General features: G+C 36.2%; 11 protein-coding genes and 1 pseudogene. 1 reads left to right on the forward strand and 11 read right to left on the reverse strand.

The genetic code is table 11. The annotated features are described in order from the left end of the window. Positions 1-118: 118 nt before the first annotated feature. Entirely contained in the window at positions 119-670 is a 552-nt protein-coding gene (locus BTO23_RS15280; protein ID WP_105063930.1) for a cysteine hydrolase family protein, read from the reverse strand. A 173-nt stretch (positions 671-843) separates the two neighbouring features. Next, on the reverse strand, positions 844-1,506 hold the full coding sequence (locus BTO23_RS15285) for a restriction endonuclease (RefSeq protein ID WP_105063931.1): 663 nt from the start codon (positions 1,504-1,506) through the stop codon (positions 844-846). A gap of 59 nt (positions 1,507-1,565) precedes the next feature. Between BTO23_RS15285 and BTO23_RS15290 the strand changes: the two genes are divergently transcribed. Further along, positions 1,566-2,828, forward strand: coding sequence for a site-specific DNA-methyltransferase (locus BTO23_RS15290; protein ID WP_170066756.1), 1,263 nt, complete (start codon positions 1,566-1,568; stop codon positions 2,826-2,828). Between the two features lie 739 nt (positions 2,829-3,567). Here the strand turns inward: BTO23_RS15290 and BTO23_RS15300 are convergent. The 9 genes and pseudogenes from BTO23_RS15300 to BTO23_RS15355 form a co-directional block, all read right to left on the reverse strand. Continuing rightward, entirely contained in the window at positions 3,568-3,894 is a 327-nt protein-coding gene (locus BTO23_RS15300) for a GNAT family N-acetyltransferase (protein ID WP_105063933.1), read from the reverse strand. Positions 3,895-4,043: 149 nt separating this feature from the next. Then, positions 4,044-4,670 carry a hypothetical protein gene (locus BTO23_RS15305; RefSeq protein WP_105063934.1) on the reverse strand — a complete coding sequence of 209 codons (627 nt, stop codon included), beginning with the start codon at positions 4,668-4,670 and terminating at the stop codon, positions 4,044-4,046. 737 nt (positions 4,671-5,407) lie between these two features. Beyond that, positions 5,408-6,004, reverse strand: coding sequence for a hypothetical protein (locus BTO23_RS15315; protein ID WP_105063935.1), 597 nt, complete (start codon positions 6,002-6,004; stop codon positions 5,408-5,410). A 209-nt stretch (positions 6,005-6,213) separates the two neighbouring features. Then, a complete protein-coding gene (locus BTO23_RS15320; RefSeq protein WP_061030684.1) occupies positions 6,214-6,528 on the reverse strand; it encodes a VOC family protein in 315 nt (104 codons plus the stop codon). A gap of 150 nt (positions 6,529-6,678) precedes the next feature. Continuing rightward, the gene (locus BTO23_RS15325; RefSeq protein ID WP_105063936.1) at positions 6,679-7,155 is read right to left on the reverse strand and encodes an HAD family hydrolase; all 477 of its coding nucleotides are present in this window, start codon (positions 7,153-7,155) and stop codon (positions 6,679-6,681) included. Between the two features lie 711 nt (positions 7,156-7,866). After that, positions 7,867-8,196: an MFS transporter permease gene (locus BTO23_RS15335; protein WP_105063937.1), complete on the reverse strand. Its 330-nt coding sequence runs from the start codon at positions 8,194-8,196 to the stop codon at positions 7,867-7,869. Positions 8,197-8,329: 133 nt separating this feature from the next. Next, positions 8,330-9,052: a hypothetical protein gene (locus BTO23_RS15340; RefSeq protein ID WP_105063938.1), complete on the reverse strand. Its 723-nt coding sequence runs from the start codon at positions 9,050-9,052 to the stop codon at positions 8,330-8,332. Between the two features lie 123 nt (positions 9,053-9,175). After that, a pseudogene (locus BTO23_RS15345) lies at positions 9,176-9,640 on the reverse strand (ASCH domain-containing protein). A 747-nt stretch (positions 9,641-10,387) separates the two neighbouring features. After that, positions 10,388-10,729: a hypothetical protein gene (locus BTO23_RS15355; protein ID WP_105063939.1), complete on the reverse strand. Its 342-nt coding sequence runs from the start codon at positions 10,727-10,729 to the stop codon at positions 10,388-10,390. Between the last annotated feature and the right edge of the window lie 104 nt (positions 10,730-10,833).

Raw genomic sequence — 10,833 nt, forward strand, 5'->3', positions numbered from 1 at the left:
TGCATAACACGTTTGCTACGATACCGGCTTAACTGAATTTTACCGCCTTAATCACTAAAACTAAAGGCAAACTGACAATGCCGAGTGTAGCAAATCGTGTTGATGCATTTGTTATATGCTATTTCACTATACTCAAATATTTCTCTGTTGATGAAATATCCGCAAACGGAACACTTAATGCAGCCATAAACGCAGCCTGAACCTCTGCGGCTTTTACAGACTGACCATTAAATTCCAAATCTCGTGTAGCGCAAGCATCTGAAATCACTTGGCATTTATAACCTAAATCAAACGCAGCACGAGTTGTAGTATCAATACACATATGAGTCATAGCACCGCAAATAATGAGTTCATCTACTCCTGACTTTTTAAGAATTTCATTTAGCTCAGTTTCACGAAATGAACTTGGATAGTGCTTGATAACTACTATTTCATTATCAAGAGGTCTTACACTTTCATGTATTTCACAACCAACAGTATTTGGTACAAAAAACGTTGCACCCTCTCTTGTTGCAATATGTTGAATATGAAAAATTGGTGCATTCTTTTGACGAAAAGCATTGAGTAACTGATTACAATTTAAAGCTGCTTCATCTATCCCAACTAACTCCATTGAGCCGCCAGAAAAATAATCATTTTGAACATCAATTACAACTAATCCTTGTTTCATTTTATTATCCTTAATATTAAATTTGAACCCAATCGGGCATATAACGCCTGCATAACACGTTTGCTACCATGCAATCATACTTGAAATTGACGCCTTAAAACGAGAAACACCCGACAACCTGAGATGCCGAGTGTAGTAAATCGTGTTGATGCATTTGTTATATTTTTATACGATTAAGCTAGTTCTTCACCAAAATACTCAAGTAGAAACTTTAAGGCTATTTCTTTCTCTTTATGAGGTAATGCTTGCAGAATTGCAATCGTATTGACTTTACCTGAACTAGAATCCCAAAAATTTTTCTTTATAACCTGATGCCGTCCACATAATGCTTGCCACTGCTTCATCGAACTAGGGTCTGCGTTGGGATTTATAGAATGAGGTTGCATATGATCTGGCGTTAATTTAACTGTCCCTCCTCCTATTGGATCCGTTGCTCCATTTTTTAATCCACAGGACTCCCCTCCATCACTCCACTCACAGGAATCATCTGCACGTACCAGAATAGCAGCCCAAGTTTCTTTTGTTGGTAATACTCGCTTTCCAGCTGCTGCTCTTTTATTCAATGATTCTAAAACATATTCCTCAACCGATAAAAATGCCCTGTCGCGCTTAGATAAAATGGTATAACCATCATCTGTACGTAACTCTGAAAGTCGTTGATGCCAATTTTCGGGTTCTTTACCTGTTGTTGGATCCTTGGAAACCTGAATAATCATTTCTCTAGTTACTATTTTACCTACATTATCTATAAGAAATGATTCTATGCGTTTTTTAATACTTTTTTCTTCATACTTTTTGGAAACAGCACCTAATTTAAATTTTTCACGATTCGACATAAAGCCTCCTTAGCTTCAGTGACAAACGATTTTATGTTATCGTTGGAATAACCGAACGCATGAAAGCAATTATGAACAAGAATATCAATAAGATAAGTCAAAGTTTAGCATTAAATATTGATACACAGAGCTCAATATTTGAAACTAGTACAAAAATCAACCAAGAAGTTGATGCTATTTGTCATCTTTATAAAGGTGACAATGAAATCATTCTGAGAAAACTGAATGATGAATTAAAAAATTCGATTGATTTTTGTTATATAGATCCGCCCTACAATACTAAAAATAAATTTATTTATAACGATAATCGAACGTCTAATAACCACACTATATGGGGAAGTCATGCCGAATGGATGCAATTTATGACTTCTCGATTAGTTCATTTGCATACCCTTCTTAAAGATACTGGGATCGTAGCCATCAGTATTGATGATTATGAACAACCATATCTGCGTATTCTTTTAGACCAAATATTTGGTGAGACTAATTTTATAGCGTGCATTAGCGTCTGTAGAAGCCGTAATGGTAAAGGAAGCAAAGGTAATATAGCAACCAACCATGAGTATATTATTGTCTATGGTAAAACCTCTCAAGCTGAGATTACGGGTTTTAAAGATGAAGATTCGTCATCTTATGATCGAAAAGATGAATATGGTTTATATAAAATAAATGGACTTTTCAGAAAAAAAGGAGACGCTAGTCTCAGAGAAGACAGACCAAATATGTTCTATCCTCTTTATTTCGATGAAAACGGCAACGTTTTTACTGAAAATAAAGATAAATTATTAAAAAAAGTATACCCAATGGACAGCAAAGGAATAGAACGTCGTTGGCTATGGGGGAAAGAAAAAGCTACAAAAGAATCTTGGAAATTATTTGCAAGTAAAAATGGTGTCATTTATGTTAAAAACTACCATTCCGAAGATAAAAGGATAAAACCACGTAGTTTTTGGGATGATAATCGCTATTTAACAGAAAGAGCTACAAATCAAATAAAAGAAATATATGGAACCAAAGTATTCGAAACGCCAAAACCATTAGATCTTATTGAAGACTTAATTATTAGCCACACAAAGAAAGATGCTTTAATTTTAGATTTTTTTGCTGGAACTGGAACAACAGCACACGCAGCTTTTAATTTAAACGAGAAAGATAATGGTACAAGAAAAGTCATTTTGATAGAACAAGAACAACCAATATCAAAAACGCACGTTGCTTATAAAAATGGATTTAACGTAATTTCTGATATAACAGAGTTTAGGTTAAGATGGTTGACGAAAAGTAACCCTAACTTTTCATTTCAATCTAAGTCCGTATCATAAGAACTCTGGCCTTAATTTAATATTGAGGCCATTAAAAAATATAACGCCTGCATAACACGTTTGCTACGATACAGACTTAACTGAATTTTACTGCCTTAATCACTGAAATTAAAGACAAACTGACAACGCCGAGTGTAGCAAATCGTGTTGATGCATTTGTTACACGATCTTTGTCAACGCTTCCATTAACTTGATAAAGAATTGATTTACCAAGATTTACTGTAAACTGAGTTTAATTAGACTGGCTCAATTAAGCGAGCAAAATATCATTTCAACGGCAATAACTGTGAAACGAAACAATCCCTTTTTCTTACATCATTTGTACGATTTGGTTTCAGCAAGTTTGGATCTGATAAACCAAATATCCTAACCACAATTGGGATTGAAAATGCTGCGAGTAAAACACTGATGCAGACCGAAATGAGGCAAAACCATGAACAATTGAAGCGTGAATTAGTTTCTGAAACCCATGGACTTTTGGCAATAATGGCCAATTGCCGAACCTGATGAAACGGACACTAAAAGGCAACAAAGAAGAAGGGAAAACCACCCTATTTTCACATCTAGAAATCGAATGGTTCTATCGCCGAACTGAGCCAAAAAACTGCAATCTTTAGTTCGTGTAACGCCTGCATAACACGTTTACTACCATGCAATTATACTTAAAATTGACGCCTTAAAACGAGAAACACCCGACAACCTGAGATGCCGAGTGTAGTAAATCGTGTTGATGCATTTGTTATGTGTTTGAACTTAAAGTAAATTCCATTTCTATTAACCCATTCACTTCCACGGTTTGCGTAAACCCTTTCTCTTTATATAACTTGATTGCTGGATTTTCACTGAACACACGAAGAAAAGTGGTTGATTCGTTATAGCTAAAACGAACAATACCAACTCGATGATTATCCGCGAATATTTCAAAGTTATCCAAGAGAGCCCAATTTTTGATAAACAGACTGCTGTCCCAAACGATATTCCGAGCTAAATAATAACTAGCCATATTGGATTGAGTTAATGACTCAGCATACTTTAGCTCGGAAGCTCTTTTAAACTGGATATCCATACTTACCCCTTGGGAACACATAACGCCTGCATAACACGTTTGCTACGATACAGACTTAACTGAATTTTACCGCCTTAATCACTGAAACTAAAGACAAACTGACAACGCCGAGTGTAGCAAATCGTGTTGATGCATTTGTTATATTCATTTCACCAATGAGCCGTTTCGTTGCTAATTATATTAATCAAATCCTCATTATTTATTTGATATTTACTAAATACCAAATTTGCCATTGTTCTGAAATCGCTATTTTCATCGAACTTAAACTTACCTTTTTTCGATATGAACAAGTCAAAGTAATAAAGCAGCCCCACTAAAATATAAATAACATCCTTACATTTACCTCTATTTATTTTATAGATCGCGCTTTCTCCGACCCTTTCAATGCGATCTTTATCTAAAGAGAACATTTGTTCCCATTGATAACTAACATTATGAACGAACCGTCTATGATCATCTGTTGGGATTTTTTTTGTTTTATACAACTCTAAATATAATATATTGAATACATCAAAGTTGATTTCACGCGGAGCACTAAAACTATCGCCTTGATTAAGATTAATTTTTAGTTTGTCATTTTCATTAACTACAGAAATCAAAAATGAACTCATGTAACTTGATACAAAATCAGCTTCTTTATAAAGGCATTTTTCAAGCTTAGTACTTCTTCGGTAATCAAGAAAAATAGATACAATGAAACCAAATAGAGCACCAAGAAATGCACCGACTACAGCTCCCGAAATAGACCAAAAACCATCATTAAAAATTTGTTCCATTAACATTTCTCTCGTTAATCAAAAAATGAATATAACGCTGGCATAACACGTTTATTACCATGCAGACCAACCTGAATTTTACCGCCTTAATCACTAAACCCAAGGCAAACCCAGAACGCCGAATGTAATAAATCGTGTTGATGCGATTGTTGTGCGTGCTTACTTTCGGCTTGGCTAGCTTGGTTAAAGAACTGCCCTGCCAACATTTTTTAATGTCCTGATTTTAATTTACCAATGGTAATTAAGCGAACAAAATGTTCTTAAATTGCGAGATAAAGTGAATGGAAAACAGATACATTTTTTACACTATTTGAACGACTTGGTTGCAGCCAGTTTTCGGCTGACAAACCAAATATCCTAACCACAATTGGGATTAAAAATGCTACGAGGAAAACACTGATACAGGCTAAAATGAGGCATAATCAAAGAACAATTGAAGCGTAAAAATGTCTCTGAAACGCCTGAACTTAGGGAAATAAGGGCTAATTTGCCGAACCTGACGATACGAAAGCAAAAAGGCAACAAAGAAGAAAGGCACGCTTACTAAGCCGAAACTACGAAAGCCTCGATCCTTTTGATGAACCGTGCAAAAAATTTCGGACTCAGTACGCACAACGCCTGCATAACACGTTTGCTACTATGCAGACCTAGCTGAATTTTACTGCCTTAACCACTGAAACTAAAGGCAAACTGACAATGCCGAGTGTAGCAAATCGTGTTGATGCATTTGTTATATTTTACCAACTACGGACTCCTGAAACACTCAAAGGACACTCTCGAAGTTTCGATCTTAGAGTTAACTCAATGTGATCTTGATTTGGATAAAAACCATTAGATTCAATATCCTTTTCTATTTTCTTAGCTGTATCAACAAATAATTGCAACAATTTTAAATCTGATTTTCTAAATGGTTCAGAACCAAGTTGTACCATATGGTTAAAAACTGTTTCTGAATCACTGTCTTCCGGAAAGTCTATGGTTAATATCTCATTTTTAGTTTTTCCGTGAGCAAACATATCCCTTAGTTCAAAACAAGCATTTGCATTTTGATACTCTTTTGTGCCTAGATAATTAGGAAGATTCACATCTTTAAAAAATTTTTTATGTGCTTCTTTTCTACTTCCTTTCAAATTATTCCAGTCTTTATTATAAATTCTGGCATAGTGATTAATCATTGCTTCAATAGAGAATGCTGAAAAAGTGATCCCTGTAATCACATGATGTTCAATCTCCCATTCTTCATCAGCTCGCTTAGCTAAGGCTAAGCTGGTAGTTGCTATTCTGAAACAATCTTTTGCAGAACGAGATTCCATTTGTACTTTTATTTTATTCATAGACTTAACCTAATTGAAAATATAACGCCTGCATAACACGTTTGCTACTATACAGACTTAACTGAATTTTACCGCCTTAATCACTGAAACTAAAGGCAAACTGACAACGCCGAGTGTAGCAAATCGTGTTGATGCATTTGTTATATGCGTTCTTAAAGTCAGCTAAGTTATTTATCTCAAAGCTGACCTGAGAAGCATCATTTACCCAACTATTTAGAATATTCCATCAACTCAACTGGAGCGCCGTTTACTTCAATAAAGGCAACAATTAAGCCTTCACTTGGTGAATTAGGTTCAATTATGACTTTCTTACCTTTAATTTCAGCCATTAAGTCATCAACTTCAAAAGCGGCGTGAGGAACTGTTTTCACCAATTCAGGATATGGAGCATCAGCCCAAAAACGCTGCCACTGGATCCCATAAGGATTATTCTGATGGTCAGATACTGTCATTTTCAAATGAGGTAAATCTATTTCACCATCGAACCGTTCTGTTGTTGGTATACCTAAATGATTGAACTTCATTGAATATCCTTATTATTTCCACTTCAAGCATATAACGCCTGCATAACACGTTTGCTACGATGCAGACTTAGCTGAATTTTAACGCCTTAATCACTGAAACTAAAGGCAAACTGACAACGCCGAATGTAGCAAATCGTGTTGATGCATTTGTTATATGCTTAACTCATGAAGCTGAGAGATCGTCCTAAAATTGGAATGACTTTCTTTTTCCAAACCTCGATGGTTAAACCAAATCGCATTTAAACCAGCCTCTATCGCTGAAATAACGTCTTTTTCAAGTGAGTCACCAACCATTGTAAGTTGACTCGGTTCAGCACCTAACTTATTCGCTATTCTTTGATAAAATTCAGAACTGCCTTTTGATAAACCAAGATTTGATTTACAGAAATAGCCTGAAATGAATTGAGACAACCCGACTCGTTCAAATGCCAACTCAATATCCTGAACACTGGAATCATCAGCACCAGTTGCCACATAAAGCAAATGTCCTTTCTGAGATAACGAAGCTAACATTTCCGAAGCACCATCTACGGCTTGAACGGTTTCCCAATCACACATTTTTCCTGGAGCATTTGGAAAGTCGACCATTAAAGTGTCACCCCAATCGAACAGATAAGCTTTTCTCATAATGCCTCCTTGCATATAACGCTGGCATAACACGTTTATTACTATGCAAACCAACCTGAATTTTACTGCCTTAATCACAAAACCCAAGACAAACCCAGAACGCCGAATGTAATAAATCGTGTTGATGCGATTGTTGTGCGTGCTTACTTTCGGCTTGGCCAACTTGGTAAAGAACTGCCTCGCCAAGATTTTCTAAGCCCTGATTTTAATTTACCGATAGCAATTAAGCGAACAAAATGTTCTTAAATTGCGAGATAAAGTAAATGGGAAACCAATACATTTTTTACACCATTTGAACGGCTTAGTTTCAGCTAGTTTGGAACTGATAAACCAAATATCCTAACTACAACTGGGATTGGAAATGCTGCGAGCAAAACACTGGTGCAAACTAAAATGAGGCATAACCAAAGAACAATTGAAGCGTAAAATAGCCGCTGAAACGCCTGAACTTTGGGAAATAAGGGCTAATTTGCCGAACCTGATGAAATGAGAACCAAAAGGCAACAAAGAAGAAATTTACGCTTACTAAGCCGAAACTACGAAGGCCGCGATCCTTTTGATGAACCGTGCAAAAAATTTCGGACTCAGTACGCACAACGCCTGCATAACACGTTTGCTACGATACAGACCTAGCTGAATTTTAACGCCTTAATCACGAAACTAAAGGCAAACTGACAACGCCGAGTGTAGCAAATCGTGTTGATGCATTTGTTATAAAACAATTCTCACCACAGGCTCAATAACAAAATATACCAACCCAATCACTGCAAAGATAAACGACCACTGGGACAAACTATTGAAACGTCGTAACAACCAATACTTAGAGAGTTTTTCAGTAACATCTTGTTCTCCGTCGAAACCATAGTAAACCATTGCAAAAATAGCGTTTAAAACTAATGCTAAGGCAAATGACAACGTCGAAAAGGCTAACGAGTAGCTAGAAACAATCAGGTCAACCTTATCAATTACTGCAAGAAAGTAAGCAAAACTTGCGCCAGTAAAAGCAGTATGAATCCACTTACCATATTCAGATTTTTCCATGTTGCCCTCTTGTTTTATAACGCCTGCATAACACGTTTGCTACCATGCAGATTAAGCCCAAATTTACCACTTAACATGGTAAACTCAAAGAAACCTAGAATGCCGAATGTAGCAAATCGTGTTGATGCATTTGTTATATTTTTTTATACACAGAAAACTCAATATAATCACCGACATAGGCAACTTTATTTATAACTAAAATATAATCAGCATCATTTAACTTGAAGTTTGAACTATAACCAGCTTGCAACTCTTGACGCTTAAAATCATAGATAGAAGATACTACTTGAGCTGTGTAGCCAAGTTTATAATCATTTTCAACGTCAGATAAGCCGATTGTGATACGACCACCTAAACCAGTCCAACTCGAACCTTTGTAAATTCTTTTATTTTTAACAATTGTGTCAGACTTAAAATGTGCAACTTCAGCTTTTAGTTGAGTATTCTCTATCATATACTGTTTTAACTTAATATTAAGTTCCGCAATATCAACATTATTACCTTCAAGTTCTTCGAAACTATCTTTTATTTTATATAGTTGAGCATTTTCCACTTTTAGTCTTTCAATAGTGACTTTATTTTGTTCATCTCGTGCCTTTTGAGTTTCGGGCTTATATTTAAGCTGTGTTTCCAATAATACTGCACGATCACCAATTAGTTTAATCCGATCATTCAAGACGTCCTGCCTGCCTTTCTCGGCCTGAACAGATGCCGTGAGAGTCGCTATATGTGTGTTTTTTGATGCTACAACCAATGCATCAAAGGCAATATAAGTACCTATAATACCTAGTAGAAGGCCTGAAAACGCTGCAGAAAAGTTCTTTTTCGTTAGCTCCCATAATTTATGATAGTCCACTTAATCTCCTAAAAATATAACGCCGCAATAACACGTGCGAAAGACCAACTTACAAAACCAATTATACTCTAAACCGCGAATGCCGAGTGTAATAGCATCGTGTTGATTGCTTTGTTATATTGCCTATTGATAAACGACATGAAATCGTTCCAATACAAGAACCATGTCCTCATTAGGCTTAATATTTAACTCTGAACATTCAGCAGAAAAGAAACGCCAATGAGCTTCACGTCACCATTTTAATGAACGGTCGCCCTCGCCTTCTGCATGAGCAAACTCAGCCGTAACTTCGTTATATTTACACGTTTCAACTGAATCAATCTCAATGATACAAATTGGTTTCCCATTCCAATCAACGACTACTTGCAAATGGCCAACGGTTGGCATTGATTCTTCAACAGATTCATACCAAACATTTAAGCTACAAGTTGCTGTCTTTTGACCAATTCAGATTAATTCTGCGCACAAATTGGCATTATGCTCATCAGCACAGAAATAGTCTGAACTGAATGATTGATACTTTTCACGTTCAATTTCAGAAAGTGAGCTTAGATACTGATCCAAGTAGATTTGAGACTGTTCTTCCATGAAATCCTCTTAACTATTTTCGCAATATAACGCTGGCATAACACGTTTATTACTATGCAAACCAACCTGAATTTTGCCGCCTTAATCACGAAACCCAAGACAAACCCAGAACGCCGAATGTAATAAATCGTGTTGATGCGATTGTTGTGCGTGCTTACTTTCGGCTTGGCCAACTTGGTAAAGAACTGCCCTGCCAAGATTTTCTAAGCCCTGATTCTAATTTACCGATAGCAATTAAGCGAACAAAATGTTCTTAAATTGCGAGATAAAGTAAATGGAAGACAGATACATTTTTTACACCATTTGAACGGCTTGGTTTCAGCTAGTTTGGAACTGATAAACCAAATATCCTAACCACAATTGGGATTGGAAATGCTGCGAGCAAAACACTGATGCAGACTAAAATGAGGCATAACCAGAGAACAATTGAAGCGTAGAATAGCCTCTGAAACGCCTGAAATTAGGGAAATAAGGGCTAATTTGCCGAACCTGATAAAACGAAAACCAAAAGGAAAAAAAGAAGAAATTTACGCTTACTAAGCCGAAACTACGAAAGCCGCGATTCTATTGATGAACCGTGCAAAAAATTTCGGACTCAGTACGCACAACGCCTGCATAACACGTTTGCTACTATGCAGACCTAGCTGAATTTTACTGCCTTAATCACTGAAACTAAAGGCAAACTGACAATGCCGAGTGTAGCAAATCGTGTTGATGCATTTGTTATGTGCTAATTTTAGCTCCGAGCTACTCTTCAAATAGATCCAATTTTTGGTTAACGAAATCCATTATTTGATCATAGGTAAACTCATCAATTTTCCCTGCTATCACGAAGCAAATTAGATAGGATGAAACGAAATGGAACTTATAATGAAGTTTGGAGTTGGGATCAAATGACCAATCAGATTTAACTTGTTCATCAATTTCATGATTCATAGCCTCAAACAATGAATCATTATTCATATGATTTCGCTTGGCATAGAAAAGTGATGCTAACTGATACATATTTTCTTTAGGTATATCACCACTGGAAATAGCTTTCAGTGCTTCACTTAATGCTTCTTTTACCTCTATTAGCCACTTTTCCATATAACATTTCTCCATACTTTCCTAATTTGCACATAACGCCTGCATAACACGTTTACTACTATGCGATTATACTTAATATTGACGCCTTAAAACGAAAAACACCC

The sequence above is a fragment of the Aliivibrio sifiae genome, from assembly GCF_002954715.1.
GTDB lineage: Bacteria > Pseudomonadota > Gammaproteobacteria > Enterobacterales > Vibrionaceae > Aliivibrio > Aliivibrio sifiae.

What these genes read in the sequence shown, in the direction of transcription:
- BTO23_RS15305 (WP_105063934.1), bottom strand. Translation starts at nt 4,670, where the DNA reads ATGGAACAAATTTTTAATGATGGTTTTTGGTCTATTTCGGGAGCTGTA.
- BTO23_RS15325 (WP_105063936.1), bottom strand. Translation starts at nt 7,155, where the DNA reads ATGAGAAAAGCTTATCTGTTCGATTGGGGTGACACTTTAATGGTCGAC.
- BTO23_RS15290 (WP_170066756.1), top strand. Translation starts at nt 1,566, where the DNA reads ATGAAAGCAATTATGAACAAGAATATCAATAAGATAAGTCAAAGTTTA.
- BTO23_RS15315 (WP_105063935.1), bottom strand. Translation starts at nt 6,004, where the DNA reads ATGAATAAAATAAAAGTACAAATGGAATCTCGTTCTGCAAAAGATTGT.
- BTO23_RS15300 (WP_105063933.1), bottom strand. Translation starts at nt 3,894, where the DNA reads ATGGATATCCAGTTTAAAAGAGCTTCCGAGCTAAAGTATGCTGAGTCA.
- BTO23_RS15280 (WP_105063930.1), bottom strand. Translation starts at nt 670, where the DNA reads ATGAAACAAGGATTAGTTGTAATTGATGTTCAAAATGATTATTTTTCT.
- BTO23_RS15320 (WP_061030684.1), bottom strand. Translation starts at nt 6,528, where the DNA reads ATGAAGTTCAATCATTTAGGTATACCAACAACAGAACGGTTCGATGGT.
- BTO23_RS15355 (WP_105063939.1), bottom strand. Translation starts at nt 10,729, where the DNA reads ATGGAAAAGTGGCTAATAGAGGTAAAAGAAGCATTAAGTGAAGCACTG.
- BTO23_RS15335 (WP_105063937.1), bottom strand. Translation starts at nt 8,196, where the DNA reads ATGGAAAAATCTGAATATGGTAAGTGGATTCATACTGCTTTTACTGGC.
- BTO23_RS15285 (WP_105063931.1), bottom strand. Translation starts at nt 1,506, where the DNA reads ATGTCGAATCGTGAAAAATTTAAATTAGGTGCTGTTTCCAAAAAGTAT.